The organism is Vibrio sp. 10N.247.311.47 (assembly GCF_041467535.1).
Classification (GTDB): Bacteria; Pseudomonadota; Gammaproteobacteria; order Enterobacterales; family Vibrionaceae; genus Vibrio; species Vibrio crassostreae_C.
The window spans coordinates 1-12,994 of the sequence record NZ_JBFSUR010000058.1; the positions used below are offsets into that span (position 1 = coordinate 1).

At 40.7% G+C, this 12,994-nt stretch carries 14 protein-coding genes; 6 read left to right on the forward strand and 8 right to left on the reverse strand.

Annotation, left to right across the window (positions count from 1 at the left end; all coding sequences use genetic code 11):
• Nucleotides 1-95: 95 nt before the first annotated feature.
• Nucleotides 96-557 carry a TetR/AcrR family transcriptional regulator gene (locus AB6E51_RS23190; protein WP_004731875.1) on the reverse strand — a complete coding sequence of 154 codons (462 nt, stop codon included), beginning with the start codon at nucleotides 555-557 and terminating at the stop codon, nucleotides 96-98.
• Nucleotides 558-1,087: 530 nt separating this feature from the next.
• Here AB6E51_RS23190 and AB6E51_RS23195 point away from each other — a divergent pair.
• A complete protein-coding gene (locus tag AB6E51_RS23195; RefSeq protein WP_017062761.1) occupies nucleotides 1,088-1,387 on the forward strand; it encodes a YfcZ/YiiS family protein in 300 nt (99 codons plus the stop codon).
• A gap of 36 nt (nucleotides 1,388-1,423) precedes the next feature.
• On the opposite strand, the gene AB6E51_RS23200 is transcribed toward AB6E51_RS23195, so the two are convergent.
• Nucleotides 1,424-1,720: a YnjH family protein gene (locus tag AB6E51_RS23200; protein WP_372058339.1), complete on the reverse strand. Its 297-nt coding sequence runs from the start codon at nucleotides 1,718-1,720 to the stop codon at nucleotides 1,424-1,426.
• A 103-nt stretch (nucleotides 1,721-1,823) separates the two neighbouring features.
• Between AB6E51_RS23200 and AB6E51_RS23205 the strand changes: the two genes are divergently transcribed.
• Nucleotides 1,824-2,423: a hypothetical protein gene (locus AB6E51_RS23205; protein WP_017062763.1), complete on the forward strand. Its 600-nt coding sequence runs from the start codon at nucleotides 1,824-1,826 to the stop codon at nucleotides 2,421-2,423.
• 165 nt (nucleotides 2,424-2,588) lie between these two features.
• Here AB6E51_RS23205 and AB6E51_RS23210 read toward each other — a convergent pair whose 3' ends face one another.
• Nucleotides 2,589-3,695: a 1-acyl-sn-glycerol-3-phosphate acyltransferase gene (locus tag AB6E51_RS23210; protein ID WP_017062764.1), complete on the reverse strand. Its 1,107-nt coding sequence runs from the start codon at nucleotides 3,693-3,695 to the stop codon at nucleotides 2,589-2,591.
• Nucleotides 3,696-3,870: 175 nt separating this feature from the next.
• Here AB6E51_RS23210 and AB6E51_RS23215 point away from each other — a divergent pair, with 175 nt between their 5' ends.
• Nucleotides 3,871-4,497, forward strand: coding sequence for an AraC family transcriptional regulator (locus AB6E51_RS23215; protein ID WP_372058338.1), 627 nt, complete (start codon nucleotides 3,871-3,873; stop codon nucleotides 4,495-4,497).
• Between the two features lie 133 nt (nucleotides 4,498-4,630).
• Here the strand turns inward: AB6E51_RS23215 and AB6E51_RS23220 are convergent, their stop codons facing one another.
• Nucleotides 4,631-5,116 (reverse strand): hypothetical protein, encoded by a 486-nt coding sequence (locus tag AB6E51_RS23220; protein WP_017067958.1) that lies wholly within the window; start codon nucleotides 5,114-5,116, stop codon nucleotides 4,631-4,633.
• A gap of 27 nt (nucleotides 5,117-5,143) precedes the next feature.
• Complete coding sequence (locus AB6E51_RS23225) at nucleotides 5,144-5,665, reverse strand: nicotinate-nicotinamide nucleotide adenylyltransferase (protein WP_017064305.1); 522 nt, start codon at nucleotides 5,663-5,665, stop codon at nucleotides 5,144-5,146.
• 109 nt (nucleotides 5,666-5,774) lie between these two features.
• Between AB6E51_RS23225 and nadE the strand changes: the two genes are divergently transcribed.
• Nucleotides 5,775-6,605 carry an ammonia-dependent NAD(+) synthetase gene (nadE, locus tag AB6E51_RS23230; RefSeq protein ID WP_017062768.1) on the forward strand — a complete coding sequence of 277 codons (831 nt, stop codon included), beginning with the start codon at nucleotides 5,775-5,777 and terminating at the stop codon, nucleotides 6,603-6,605.
• Nucleotides 6,606-6,711: 106 nt separating this feature from the next.
• Here nadE and AB6E51_RS23235 read toward each other — a convergent pair whose 3' ends face one another.
• On the reverse strand, nucleotides 6,712-8,583 hold the full coding sequence (locus AB6E51_RS23235; protein WP_372058337.1) for an MOSC N-terminal beta barrel domain-containing protein: 1,872 nt from the start codon (nucleotides 8,581-8,583) through the stop codon (nucleotides 6,712-6,714).
• A 209-nt stretch (nucleotides 8,584-8,792) separates the two neighbouring features.
• Nucleotides 8,793-9,557, reverse strand: a complete 765-nt coding sequence (locus tag AB6E51_RS23240; RefSeq protein WP_102332685.1) for an EAL domain-containing protein — start codon at nucleotides 9,555-9,557, stop codon at nucleotides 8,793-8,795.
• A 269-nt stretch (nucleotides 9,558-9,826) separates the two neighbouring features.
• Between AB6E51_RS23240 and AB6E51_RS23245 the strand changes: the two genes are divergently transcribed.
• Nucleotides 9,827-10,783 (forward strand): helix-turn-helix domain-containing protein, encoded by a 957-nt coding sequence (locus AB6E51_RS23245; protein ID WP_102332686.1) that lies wholly within the window; start codon nucleotides 9,827-9,829, stop codon nucleotides 10,781-10,783.
• 96 nt (nucleotides 10,784-10,879) lie between these two features.
• Nucleotides 10,880-11,890 carry a helix-turn-helix domain-containing protein gene (locus tag AB6E51_RS23250; protein ID WP_372058335.1) on the forward strand — a complete coding sequence of 337 codons (1,011 nt, stop codon included), beginning with the start codon at nucleotides 10,880-10,882 and terminating at the stop codon, nucleotides 11,888-11,890.
• 255 nt (nucleotides 11,891-12,145) lie between these two features.
• Here the strand turns inward: AB6E51_RS23250 and AB6E51_RS23255 are convergent, their stop codons facing one another.
• The gene (locus AB6E51_RS23255) at nucleotides 12,146-12,409 is read right to left on the reverse strand and encodes a hypothetical protein (RefSeq protein ID WP_017062773.1); all 264 of its coding nucleotides are present in this window, start codon (nucleotides 12,407-12,409) and stop codon (nucleotides 12,146-12,148) included.
• Nucleotides 12,410-12,994 lie beyond the last annotated feature (585 nt).

A 12,994-nucleotide genomic window follows, 5' to 3' on the forward strand; every position in this document is an offset into this window, starting at 1 on the left:
GACTACTTCTTCTTGAAGATAAAAGCGGCTTTCCCCGGAAAGCCGCGATGAACCCAAAAAAAGCCCCCGTAGGAGCTTCTTTTATTGAGTGCTGATTATTGGCTCATACGAATCAATGATTTACCAATCAGCCACTCTAGTTCTTTACCGCTAGTATCGCCAAACTGAGTTTCAGTCAGCTTGTATAGACGATCAATACCGTTTGCAGCGAACTCATGCGCGCTCTCAGCAGTAACGATATGATGGAAAAGTAAACGTAAGATTGCTAGGAACTCAGCGTCTTCAAGTGCTGCAACCCAGCTAGCTGAAAATGCGTCAAGGCCATTTTCGAAGTCAATGTGTTCCATGAACATCTTGAAAATACGACCGTCTAGAGCAGCAGTAAAATCCGTTTTCTTTGGAAAGTGATGACTTATACCTGTACGAGAAACACCCGTTTGTTGACTCAACGTCGTGTATGACATCTTGTCGTAACCCAATCTTAGTAGCTGGTCTACAACGGCATCCATGATTTTCTGGATCGTGATTTCTGTATCTTCTTTACTACGCTTTGGCATATTCAGGCTCTTCTCTTTGTAAATCCATCTAACTCAATCAAATGAAGTCAGAATGAAAATCGTTATCAGCATTATGTGAGCAAGGTATTTTTTCGCAAGTATTTATAACTAAATTCACACAAATACTATGTACGAACAATTTTACAGTGATGCCTCTTTGGACACTTTGTCTAATTATTCTTCGAAAATCACCTTACAATCCTAAGTCGATAAGTTTAAATAACTACTTAGAATATGAAATACCCAACGAAAAATTCATTGTATAAATACCTATCAAGCGATAGATAGTCTTATAAAATCATTTCTGGCGCAACTAAGTGAATGATATTCTGACATATTAATAACATTCCTTTTCAACAAAACGTGAGGTAAATCACATACATATTTGGCGGCGCGAATATAGATATTCATCAAACACCTTAACAAACAACATAGCATACCAGTATAAATTAGTTCAAAGGTTTTAATTTTTGTAGATACAGTTCAAATTGCTCGTTAGAATAACCTCAGACTTTGTAAGAGGATTATTTATGAGCCAAGATATTGGTAACAACGATGTATGTGAGGCTTGCGGCTGTGCAGGCGAAATCGGGTTCATCATTAAAGAAGGCGACGATGTTGCTGAAGTAACGGTTTACGGAAACTCAAAAGCACTGATTGAAGCTGAGTTTGCTAAGTATGTTGAACTTGCTAAACAAGTGTCTAGCAACGTTGAGTTCGAAGCATCAGAGATGACTGAAGAAAGCACAGAGTTGCACGCTCGCTTTAAATTTGAAGTTAGCGCTGAGAAGATTATTTTTGAACTTAAGACTCGCTCTCTAGCGCGTTAATATAAGCATTTATATGCTTATTAAAAGACGAGTGAATTACTCGTCTTTTTTTAATTGAACCCAAGCCAGTGACCCATTTTGCTCAAAATCGTTTTCTGCAGCGCACTGAATCACTACGCCCCCCACCTCTAACACTGCCCCAATGCTATAAGCCTTGTCATCGTAATAACAAACTCGTTGCTGTTGACCGCTTTGTGTCACAACCACCGCAGCTTTACCGGGCGTTGAAATTACTTTGTTGGCACTCGCAGACATTGAGCCAAACACTGAAGCGGCTATCAGAAAGACCTTAATAATTCGTATATTTACTCTAATCATTAATTTACCTATCATCTTTGCTCCATTCCTCGTTAATCTACCGCCAAATGGGTAAAACACTATGCGAGATTAATTTTTCCATTATAGTGTAAGCGTCTATAGTAATAAGAAGCCTGTTATGCTCAGAATAATTGCACTTATTATTGGTTCCTTAACCATAACAAATGTCAGTGCTGAACCACTCGATCACTATCAAATATTGAACCATCTCGATAATTACGGAAACTTATATCTACGAAATAAGCCTTATACATCACTTCCAACTGGCTTGGTGGTAGATGGTAATCTCAATATAGAGAATACTGCGATCACACGCCTACCCAAAGGGTTAGAAGTGAACGGCAGCCTTAAAGGCTCTAACAGCCAACTCGCTCGAGTCCCGAGCGGGGTTAAGATAAAAGGTTACGTCGACTTGATTGGCAGCCAAATCACCAGCTGGCCAAGAGGTGTAAGAGTGGGCGGCTTTATCAACCTCACCGACACTCCACTGGAAAGGCTACCGAATGGCTTTAGAGTAAAAGGCGATCTGAGCGTGATCCGCACTCCTTTAACCGAGTTACCCAACGGGATCGTGATTGACGGCGACCTTTATATAGGCGGTTCTGGGATTACAACATTCCCCGAGACCATGACAGTCAAAGGCAACATCTATCTGGGCGGCAACACCGTAACCAAATGGCCAACCAATCTAGATCTCGGTGGTGCAGTCGCTCGCTAATTCAGGCTAATGCTCTAATGCTCTAATGCTCTAATGCTCTAATGCTCTAATACGTTAATGCTCGATCGCAGCAACAAATGGTGATTCAGAAACAAAAAAGGAGCCCAAGGCTCCTTTTTCAATTCAATCAAGTTGCTAATCAACTAGCAAGCTAACTAACGCTCGTTAACCAATGTTCTTCACTGGGTTGGCGTAGCTATCGATCAAGTACTGACGCGCACCTTGTGGCAGGCTCGACAGTTTAGCTTCAAACTCTTGTTTAACGGCCGCTGTAATCGACTCATCTTCTTTTTCTGCTGCCAGCAAGTTTACTGGGAACAGTTTGTAGTTATCGTGGATCTGACGATCGATCTCTTCAGCAAGCGCTTCAGGCGTATCAAAATCTTGGTCGATAACCTGACCGAAACCAACGTGAACGCGTCCTTTATCACCGATGATGCCTTGAATGATACTTTCGATATCTTCAAACTCACCCTTTTCGTAACTGCCGTTTACGTCTTTTTCGAAAAGCTCTATCGCTTTAGCCGTGTCACATGGGTCGTTCTCGTAAGAAATAGCCACAGGAACAATCTTCAATGACTTCACGTATTCAGGGAAAGCAATTTTTTGCTTACGTCCTTCAACGTGGAACATTTTCAAAATTGCTGGCTCAGTAAAATCGTTACCGTCTTTCGCACGACCTTCCTTTTGAGCGATCCAGATTGAGTTGCCCGTTTCTAGAGAGTGCTTAATGTAAGAAGACAACTGCCCTAGCGCTTTCATCATCTCACGCGGTCCTTTCAAAGAACGCTTTACGATGAAGCTCTTGTTTAAACGCATCAATTCAGTCGCACATGGCTTTTTCAACAGGTTGTCTCCGATAGCGATACGACAAGTCTGATGATTATTTTGATGCAGAGCGTAATTTACTAACGCAGGATCCATAGCAATGTCACGATGGTTTGATACAAACAGATAAGCTTGGTTCGCATCCAGTGACTCGATACCAGTGTACGTCACACCGTTAGTGGTTTTCGCTAACGTGTCGCGTAAGTACTTTTTCACTTCAATCTGAATGGATTCAACGCTAGTCAGCTTGCTCCACTTCATTTTTAAGTACACACGCAAAATCGGGCTCATTAATGCTTTGAACCAAGACGCATGGTTTGAAAAACGGTAATGCAAGATTGCACTGATAAATTCTTCATCATTAATAAGACGGTTTAGTGCCGCTGGAATTTCATCATCGCCGTAAGGACGAATATCAACATATGGATCGGTTGGAGAGGTCATTTTTTAATTCATATAATAAAAAGCTGGCTCATTCTACGCGTTGTTTTGACTTCTCGCAGCTACAGAGCCCATACTTTTGACAAGGTCAGACCAGAAACATTGAAAATCCCCTGTTATTGTTGGCATTCTTTAAGATTAACGGTAATCTTGACGCCCCAAAATTAAGGTACTATCTATGAACTTCGCTATTGAATATACATCGGCTTACTTTTCACACTTGGTGATCACACCACGCAAGAAAGTACTTAAACATAGCCTTGTATCGGTTCAAAATGGCTTGGTTTTGATTAAGTTAGGCAAACAAGAGTATGCCGTTGAACCAGGACAAAGCGTCTGGATTCCATACGACTGCCTAACGTCACTGACCTACTTTCCAAACACTCAGGTTAACCGTGTCGATTTTTCTGTTCGTTTGACGGATTCATTCCCAAGACAAGCGGGTTACATCACGCAAACCAACCTCTCTTCGGCACTACTAGAAAAGCTAGAACAAACCAAAGCTCGCGCTTCTAATGCCAATAATACGGAACAAGCGTTTAAAGATATGCTTTCTGTATTGAAGCAAGAAGTGTTGTCGTTTAAACCCCTGCTTTGCGAAAGTGCTTTGTCTCAGCGATTCAATCAATGGAACATTGATGACTCAAACTTGCCACAAGAGCACACTCTGGTGATGGTGATGCGAGAAGCGAAGAAACGCATGCAGTCAGGTCAAAAACGTTCACTTGTGATTGATGATCTGTTCTCAGGTAAAGAAGAAGAGTTCGAGCAACTGTGTATGCTTGTTTTTGGTGAAGATTTATAGCTTGGCGGAAAGTGAGTGCTGGTATTAAAACTCGCAAGCCAGATACTAAAAAGCCGCAAAAACTGAGTTTTTGCGGCTTTTTTAATTCTTACTATTTAGACGTAGATAGCAATCTATCTGTGTATCTGCCTGTCTAAAATGGCAACTCAACCTGCATCATTAGGTCGGCGTCACGTGAGTCGTGCCAACGATAATCAAAGCGCATACGCGGCTGCCCTTCGACTTTCTCGCCAAAACCGATGCTGAGTTGAAGACCATGATTCATCAACCACTCTTCAGTCGACATATCATACTGCTCATCTTCAAGGTCTTCTGGAAACCACATACCCAAGCCAACATAGTTTGACTCAATGCTTTGTGTCAGCAATGGCGAGTCTTTGGTTTGAAGAACCCAGTCAGACCAATAGTCCGGTGTGCTTTCCGGTTCATCATCGCTCAGCCCACTGATTTCCATCATACGTTGGCCAAAAGAATCAATGCTGGTCGAGAAATCTAGACAATTGTCATCTTCATCAGAAGTCAGCATGATTGAATCTAAGCTAAAAAAATCACACTCAGCATACGCAGGCATACTACATGCTGCCATGATCAACGTCGCTGGTATCGCGCTCTTTAGCATAGTCCTCTGACCTCTTGATTAGTGAACTTACATTATCTGATACAGTCCACTATCTTGCAACATCTTTGTAACTGACTTTGTACTCAGTTTTGCAACATCGCTTCCACTTATCAGTGCATTACGTATGTCTGTGCTGCGAATTTTCACTTTTTCAGGGCAAGCCATTACAGACCACTGCTCGGTAATCTCATCTGATTTATAGAAAGATGAGAACTTAAAGAAGTTATCTGGGCCAATAACAAACGTCAGTTCAGCGTCACGATGTAACTTTTGCAGTTCACTGAGTACAGCAAAAGTCGTCACGCTTTCGCCGGGTGTAAATAAGCTCTTTTCGATCAACGAAAGCTCAACTTGATCCAGTGAAAGATCACTGATAAATGCATTAACTAACTGACATCTCGTATCAAAGTCTAGCATCTCTTTTCCCCAAGCATGGGCAATACTTGGAACGAGTAGAATTTTGTCAAAGTGAGCCAACGAATCAATCACACTTTTATGCCCTAGGCTCGGTGGATTAAACGCACTACCGAAAATGGCTATTTTTTCCATTGTTTATTACTGCCTTCTCTTTCTAAGCTTGTGCAAAGAGGTTTTTAAATCGGATGATTTAGGTATGATAACACTAGATTTTTAATTTGCTTGCAGGAAAGGAATACGAATGGAACAGTTAATTCGTGACGAAATGCGCGTACTACCTTCAATTGACCCTCACTTCGAAGTGACTCGTCGTGTGGACTTTATTAAAACGAAACTTCAGCAGTCAGGCTGCAAGTCTCTGATCCTTGGTATCAGTGGCGGTGTAGACTCAACGACCTGTGGCCGCTTGGCACAGATGGCCGTGGATAGCCTGAATGAAAACTCTGGCAGCAACGACTACCAATTCATTGCGGTTCGCCTACCTTACGGCGAACAAAAAGATGAAGATGAAGCACAACTTGCTCTCTCTTTCATCCAGCCTTCTCAATCTGTTTCTGTAAACATCAAAGCGGGTGTTGATGGGCTTCACGCAGCATCTCACGTTGCACTTGAAGGTACAGGTTTACTACCAACAGACTCAGCAAAAATCGACTTTGTTAAAGGTAATGTGAAAGCTCGCGCTCGCATGATCGCGCAATACGAAATTGCGGGTTACGTTGGTGGTCTTGTGATTGGTACTGACCACTCAGCAGAAAACATCACTGGCTTCTACACCAAACACGGTGACGGTGCATGTGATTTAGCGCCTTTGTTTGGCCTGAACAAGCGTCAAGTTCGTGAACTTGCAGCAACGCTAGGTGCGCCAGAGCTATTGGTTAAGAAAGTGCCTACTGCCGACCTAGAAGAGCTTGATCCACAGAAAGCCGACGAAGCAGCATTGAACCTTTCTTACGACCAAATCGATGATTTCCTTGAAGGTAAAGAAGTCCCTCAAGACGTGTCAGACCGCTTAGTAGGCATCTACAAAGCAACACAGCACAAGCGTCAACCGATCCCAACGATCTACGATTAATTGTTTGAATTAATCTTAGAATCAAAAAGGCCGGAAGTTCATTTCAGTGAACTTCCGGCCTTTTCTATTCAATGTGCTTTTCTTTCTGGCCTTCCGACCTACCGAGTTAGTCTACAACTTCGATATCAGTTTGAGGCACACTGCAACACGCCAGTATTTGCCCCATGTTGCGTTCATGCTCTTGCAACGCCGGTACATCAGGTTGATGAACTTGCCCAGACTCAAGGGTCACTTTACAAGCACCACAGAAACCCGCGCGACAGCTTGATGCGATAGACACACCTGCCGACTCAGCTTGCTCTAGTAGTGTTGATTGGTTGTTGCCTTCGAACAGGTAGCCGTTAACGCTCAACTGCAGTTGCTTCACCGCTTCTTCCGTTGATTGAGCAACACCAAACGCTTCTTGATGATAATGCTGAGGATTCAGCCCCATTTGAATCAGCAATTTCTTGGCATTATCCATAAAGCCGTCAGGGCCACACACGAATGCTTGGCGCTTATGAAGGTCCTCAATTTTGGCGACATGAGACACACTCAAACGACCTGACAAACCATCCCACTCTTTCGTTGGTTGGCTTAGTGAATAAATCACACTTAGACCAGCATGTTCGCGAGCGATCTTATCAATCTCAGCTTGATAAGGGATATCTTCTTCACTGCTGCATTGGTGATAGAACACCACATCATCAATCTGACCATGGTCGGCTAAGTAACGAAGCATCGACAACATAGGGGTGATGCCGCTTCCCGCTGATAACAGCAGTAATGGATGTGTTGGGTTATCTTCTAAGTAGAATGCGCCATCTGGATTCTGAGCAACTAGCGTGTCACCGACTTGGAAGTGATCATTGAGCCAGTTTGAGATTTGACCATCGTCCACTCGCTTCACGGAAATCGCCAAACGACCTGCGCGTGAAGGGCTAGAAGATAACGTGTAACGACGAGACACTTTCTCGCCATTAATTACCATTTCAATCGGTAGATGTTGCCCTGGCTGATAGCTTGGTAATGCGTGGTTCTCTTTCGCTGGCTCTAGCCAGAACGTCGTAAAGTCTCGAGCGATCTCTTCACGCTCAACGCAAGTTAAGTGTAGCGATTCTACCCATGTATCTTGGTAGTGCTCTTTTTCTTTAGTTTCTAATACTTCAACAACATCACCGGCTTTGACTAAGCCTTCATTTTTAGCCACAAGGTTTTGGCCAAAGAAAACGCCACCACGTTCATTGGCTCTGAACGTAGAAAAGGTATTGAGTGGCTCTTTTGTTGCTCTGAATTCGCCGCTCTCAACATCGACTGTCGTTAGGATACAGCGCTCACAAGGCTTCACCGCTTCGAATTCAACCTCACCAATTCGAATGCGCTTCCAACCATCTTCAGCAAACGCTTCAGTGTTTGAGACGACAAAATTGGTGCGGAACTGATCCATGGAATGCGTTTCAGGACTACGGCGATTCAACTCATCAAGCGAAGCTTGGCTGATGATTAACATCGGGTAACCATCGGCGAAACTGACATTCTGACCAAGCTTTTCTCGAACACGATTAGATTGCTCACCACAGAACAGAAGTTCTACGCGAACACCAAGCACATCGCTAAACCAATCATCCGCCTCGTCGTTGGTGGTATACGCAGTGAAGCTATCTTTCCACACTGTTGCAGGCGCTTCTTGCATCTTGAAGTTTGCATATTTTAGGCGCAGCGGTTCTTTGCCTTCGTAAGTAAAAATCAAACCGTCTGGCTGCAAGCTAGAAGACACCTTGACCATTTTAGGGTACTTACGCGCCGTCACCATTGAGCCGTCAGCCAAGGCCAACATAAAACGTCTGTCGAAGGTAAGGCCCTGTTTTTCGACCCAAGCAGAAGAGAGTGCAATCCCACCTACTGATTTAACCGGAAACACATTAATTTGAGATAAGGAGGGCTGTTGACCTGAAAGCTCTTGCTCCAAAGCCTTTTGATCCAAAGGTGACTGCGACATAACGATTCCAATGTTTTGTTGTTTGTCCCAATGCTAACAAATGGTTATAAATAGATAAACTGGCAGGCATTAAACACTTGATACTAAGTAGGCATGATTAAACTAATAGAATGGCATTATGTTCCGGCAAACCTAAAACTCTTGAAACTAACGATGATGCTTTACACACTAAAAGTAACCCGAATTTATTCACGCTATTTTTAAGTAGATCAGCAATATGCTGCACCTTGTTTCGACAATTGACTCAATGAGCCAGGTTTGCCTAAGTGATAGCCCTGAAAATAATCTATGCCCTGCGATTGTGCAAAACGTAAATCTTCATGGTTTTCTATACCTTCAGATAACAATTCAATCTGATACTTCCGAGCTAAAAATCTAAGACGCTCCCAAAAGGTCGAATTATCACTCCGGTTTCTCATTAGCGACCGATCTATTTTCACTATGTTCGGTTTAACAACCCTAATCAGTGCTTCACCAGTGTTATAACCACTGCCATAGTCGTCTATCGCGATTTTAATTCCAAGACCACGACATACTCCAAACTGGGACATCATCCTTTTCTCGTCAATGCCAACCGGGTATTGTTCATTCTCAGTTAGCTCAATCCATAAGGTTATACCCAACTTATTACATGCTTGCCAAATTGGGGAAATATCACGTAGAAAAGTGAAACTTAAAACGTGATCAGGGGAGATATTAATAGTCAGAAAATCAATCATTTTCTTCTGAGACAATAATTCCTCGGACACTCTTAACAAGAATATTTGAGTAAACCATGCAATCTTCTTAGAGTCTAACAGACAGCGAATTGACGATTCAACATCGTGCCCTTTTTCCCAACGTAACAAAACCTCAGCACCGACAGTTCCATTGCCATTAGTTATCGGTTGAAAAACAGGATAAAACAATCCCTGATTAACATCGTCAACAAGTGCTTCGGCTTGTAAATTTTCAGACAACATATTCGTATTCATAAACAAACCTCTTTTTGTGATTAATCCATACTACAGATCAATAATTAGCAAGGATTAGCATGAACAAATCATATGTAGCTTTACATGCCTACTTCTTAACCGTGAAGACAAACTGCATAAGTAGTTAAACGAACTCCTGTACAAATACACAATGCCGTTTCAAAACGGTAATCTCGAGTCTGTTACATTTAGATAGGCTATTAAAAATGCCATAAACTATCATAGATGACTATACTTCAATTAGATCAAATTACGCTTAGGGATAATGTATGTTTGGTGACTATTTAAAGGAATTGAGAGTCTCACTAGGTCTTACTCAGAGTGAGCTTGCTGTTAAGTTAAACCTTGCAAATGAAGAGTTTCGCTCTGTAGACGTGGTAACTCTCAGTCGTTGGGAACGAGGAAAAACCAAACCAACACTTGCAAAATGCCTAAGAATCTTGCGTTGTTTACAGGTTGACCTGAGTGACTTTTATGAATTAATACCTAATCCAAACGAAACAAAGCTACTAGACGAGATTGAACAACTTCGTTTTAATAACAGGGTAACGAAGCTTTCATCATTAAGTTATGAAGAGCCACAAGAGCCACAATCAACTTTAATTACTGAGATGCCACTTCTTTTGAAAGATGATGACAAGATACTATCTAGCCTTAAAATCTTTTACGAAACAGCCATCCATACACCGAAGGGTTTTTTCGACATTAATCTATATGACTACCAACAAAACAAACGAGCTATTTTAAAAAGATTTATAACAGAAAGCGGGCAGTTGGTAGGTCACTCAATTAGTTTTATATTCGAAAGTGACTATTTTGACAAAGTTACTCATTCAAAAATCATTGATATCGACCTGACAAAATCTGTCAGTTATAAAAATTCGACTAAGTTATCGGTTTGTAATTATAATCGTTACTCTTCTAATTTCCAGATATTTCGATGTATGTTAGTTTCTCAATTTATAAACCTAATTCACTATTCAAATGTTCAACGTTATTATTTCTTTAGTGCATGGCCTGAAATCGGACAAATTTTAGAGCAACTTGGATTTAAGAAAATAGCATTTGATATTGAGTCAGAAAAAGGAGGTTTTAAATTAGGCAACCGCTCATTCGAACATTGCTTATACGAAATTGATACAGCGACACTTCTTTCTCAACCCGAAATAATAACCCTCATAAAAACAACCCAGTGGGATAACCAATACTCAATCAAAAATCATTAGGCATAGCCAAACAGACTTTAAATTAAGATGCCTACCATCTTAAGTTTCTACACATAATAATACTTCGCCTTATGCAAAAGATTGGAGAAAATTACTGTGTTTGGCGAATACTTAAAAAAATATCGAATCGCGAATGAACTAACACAAAGTCAAGCAGCTACAAAGCTCAACTTACTCGGAGGAGATCTATCGAACATTGATACCGTTACACTTAGTCGATGGGAAAGAGGAACAACTAAACCAACTCTTAGCCGTAGTATTCGTGTTTTGCGAGAATTTACCAACGATCTTGAGCCTTATCTATCTAAAGTTAGTCATTTACAACATCAAGACCCTAGTTCTAAAAATAGAGTTGATCAATTCAATACTCTGATGGAAGAGAAATACCGTAGTTTAAATAACTTGATCGCCAGAGCAAATTATCAGTCAACATCGATGATCGAACACAATCCTGTTTGTGAATATCCGATTGGAAATTCTAATGATAGTGAGATTGTAAATTCTGTACTTGTTTTTCATGAGAAAACCTCTGATGAGAATATTAAGCATGGACTCTATAAAATCGATTTTTTAAAATATTGCAATGAAAAACGTTTCATTGCCTATAAATATGTCGACAGCGTCACAGGGGAGCTATTAGGACATAACATAGGCACTATATTCACGACTGAAGGTATGATCTCCGAAATTGAAACACTTTCTCAAAAGTCGATTGATGAAATAGATTTAAGAAAAACCGTTCCTTATAATAAAAGACGAAAATTAGCTTATTTTGCGGTGAGCCAGCATTCGCTGTACGAGCGACCTTTTCGTCTACAATTAAATAGAGAATTCAGGTTTCTAGCAAAACACGCTAACATTACCGACTACTACACAACAGTTGCTATAAAGAGCTCAGCAGAAGTACTCGAAAAAATGGGATTTTCTGTTGTTTCGTACGAGAAAAAATCAACCAACGGTGCAATCAAAATTGGTAAACACTATTATTCTAAAGCTTTAATGCACATAAAAACAAGCCAGCTATTTACTCAACCCGAGTTCTTGAACTTGCTTACAGGCTGTCAAACCTGTTCAAACCCATGCTCAATTAGCTCTCAGTGTTGCTAAGCGGTCTCTTTCCGCGCACATTAACAGGAGTACCAATCCATCTAAAGATAGTTCTGATGGATGAACTCCTGCTTGCTTCAATCTTTCAAAACACAGCTCTACAGTTTTGACATTCGTATTCGATATTATTGAACCAATATACCTCATTATTTTCCCACTTAAATTATCAGTACAATCTATATACTATGTAATTAAGCGATTGAGTATTAAAGCATATGGTAAAAAGTTAGAATCTAATATGCTATGTTCGCTTGACTACATGTCAACCTCACGAACAATTACATCATCTACTTCATTGTTTAGTAATGTTACATAACTGCTCTGAGTCATGCCTCTTACAGCTTTCGTGTTTTGCATGCCATCCACATTCGTTAGACTTTTGTCAGAATAAATTGCTCGTATATCTCCATCGACTCGGCCTGAAAACGTGACATCATCAGCACTAATAGAAGCAATCGCTGAGGTTGCAAAAAATAAAAACGAACATAAAACGACCTTAATATTGACAAACGACTTCATAAACACCTCAAATGTAATTGGTTACATATGAAAGTTTAGCTTATTCGCAGGAAAAAAGAAGTCTAATGCCTACCAGCCACTCTTGCATCCGTGATGTTAGATTTGTAAACATTAATTTGTTCAGAAAAGTCCATTCATAACGATCATGACATAGCATGGATACGGCCACATCAATTCACCAGACTTATGCATATTATGCACTGGTTAGCGATTTGATGGCAGTTAAACCTTAGGGAGAGACCGAAGAGTAAAACGCTAATACATATCTTGCAAGTCTTCATAGTAGTTTAATGGTTTTACATTAAGAGAATTAAATTTTATCTAACTTCGTAATATTTAATACCTGAACCTAAGATCTGGTATGTAAACCATGATTCTTGGCAACACTTGATTATTCACATCAACGTAAGCTATGTAAGATCATAGATGAATAGTTAGACAGATTTAATCGAGTGCAAAAAAAAGCATCACCATACCTTATAAGAAATAGGTCTAGTAATACTTTAATATTGATCAGGTTACCGGTAAGAGGCTTTGTTGCGTAATTAAATTTAAAGATAGAACAACCCCGTTTCGCGTATTTCT

Bases quoted from the DNA above. Each gene is read 5' to 3' on its own strand.
- nadE (WP_017062768.1), top strand. From the start codon at position 5,775: ATGGAACAGTTAATTCGTGACGAAATGCGCGTACTACCTTCAATTGAC.
- AB6E51_RS23210 (WP_017062764.1), bottom strand. From the start codon at position 3,695: ATGACCTCTCCAACCGATCCATATGTTGATATTCGTCCTTACGGCGAT.
- AB6E51_RS23225 (WP_017064305.1), bottom strand. From the start codon at position 5,665: ATGGAAAAAATAGCCATTTTCGGTAGTGCGTTTAATCCACCGAGCCTA.
- AB6E51_RS23240 (WP_102332685.1), bottom strand. From the start codon at position 9,557: ATGAATACGAATATGTTGTCTGAAAATTTACAAGCCGAAGCACTTGTT.
- AB6E51_RS23205 (WP_017062763.1), top strand. From the start codon at position 1,824: ATGCTCAGAATAATTGCACTTATTATTGGTTCCTTAACCATAACAAAT.
- AB6E51_RS23200 (WP_372058339.1), bottom strand. From the start codon at position 1,720: ATGATAGGTAAATTAATGATTAGAGTAAATATACGAATTATTAAGGTC.
- AB6E51_RS23235 (WP_372058337.1), bottom strand. From the start codon at position 8,583: ATGTCGCAGTCACCTTTGGATCAAAAGGCTTTGGAGCAAGAGCTTTCA.
- AB6E51_RS23220 (WP_017067958.1), bottom strand. From the start codon at position 5,116: ATGCTAAAGAGCGCGATACCAGCGACGTTGATCATGGCAGCATGTAGT.
- AB6E51_RS23195 (WP_017062761.1), top strand. From the start codon at position 1,088: ATGAGCCAAGATATTGGTAACAACGATGTATGTGAGGCTTGCGGCTGT.
- AB6E51_RS23215 (WP_372058338.1), top strand. From the start codon at position 3,871: ATGAACTTCGCTATTGAATATACATCGGCTTACTTTTCACACTTGGTG.
- AB6E51_RS23190 (WP_004731875.1), bottom strand. From the start codon at position 557: ATGCCAAAGCGTAGTAAAGAAGATACAGAAATCACGATCCAGAAAATC.
- AB6E51_RS23245 (WP_102332686.1), top strand. From the start codon at position 9,827: ATGTTTGGTGACTATTTAAAGGAATTGAGAGTCTCACTAGGTCTTACT.
- AB6E51_RS23255 (WP_017062773.1), bottom strand. From the start codon at position 12,409: ATGAAGTCGTTTGTCAATATTAAGGTCGTTTTATGTTCGTTTTTATTT.